We start from the raw sequence: 1,024 nt of genomic DNA, 5'->3' as shown, positions 1-1,024 counted from the left end.
TTCGGTGACCCTGGCGCGGGACTTTACCGATGACGTGGAATGGTCCGCTGAGGATGGCAGCCGGACCGACCCGGATTTTCTGTGCCGCTGCGTGGAAGCCGCCATTGCGGCGGGGGCCACCACCATCAATATCCCGGACACGGTGGGCTATGCGGTGCCGGAGGATATGGCGCGGATTTTCAGCATGGTGCGCGAGCGTGTGCCAGGGGCTGAGAAAGCCATCTTCTCGACCCATTGCCATAATGATTTGGGGTTGGCGGTTGCCAACACGCTGGCGGCGGTAAAAGCCGGGGCAAGGCAGATTGAATGCACCATCAACGGCATCGGCGAGCGCGCCGGCAATGCGGCTTTGGAAGAAGTTGCCATGGCCATCCGCACCCGCCCGGATGTGGCGCCCTATACCCATAATATCGACACCACCCGGATTTTGCGAACCTCGAAATTGCTGGCCACCATCACCGGGTTCGATGTGCAACCCAACAAGGCGATCGTAGGCCGCAATGCCTTCGCCCATGAATCCGGCATCCACCAGGACGGCGTGCTGAAGAACGCCGCCACCTATGAGATCATGACGCCGGAGAGCGTGGGCTGGCAGAAAACCTCGCTGGTGATGGGCAAACATTCCGGCCGCGCCGCCTTCCGCGATAAATTGGCCACCCTGGGCTATGGCGAACTGGGCGATAACGCCCTGAACGATGCCTTCCGCCGCTTCAAGGATTTGGCCGACCGTAAGAAGATTGTGTATGATGACGATATCGTCGCCCTGGTGGATGACGAAGTAATGCGCGACCATCAGCGCATTAAATTCCTAGACCTGGAAGTCTGGGCTGGCTCAAAAGCCAAAGCCAAAGCTGTATTGTCGCTGGAAATTGACGGCACCGCGGCAGTGACTGAGGCGCTGGGCGACGGCCCGGTGGATGCCACTTTTAATGCGATCCATGCGATTTTCCCGCACACCGCTGAATTGCGGCTATTTACCGTCGGTGCCGTGACTGAGGGTACCGACGCGCAAGCCAAATGCTCG

The 1,024-nt window shown here is 59.6% G+C and carries 1 protein-coding gene; it reads left to right on the top strand.

Annotation, left to right across the window (positions count from 1 at the left end; all coding sequences use genetic code 11):
- A partial coding sequence (locus B7Z76_RS16275; protein ID WP_291345308.1) for a 2-isopropylmalate synthase occupies positions 1-1,024 on the top strand: 1,024 nt, incomplete at both ends.

This window comes from Acidiphilium sp. 20-67-58, from assembly GCF_002255515.1.
In the GTDB taxonomy this organism is placed as follows: Bacteria; Pseudomonadota; Alphaproteobacteria; order Acetobacterales; family Acetobacteraceae; genus Acidiphilium.
Note: the sequence above shows the minus strand (reverse complement) of the source record. Positions and strands in the feature narration are given on the sequence as shown.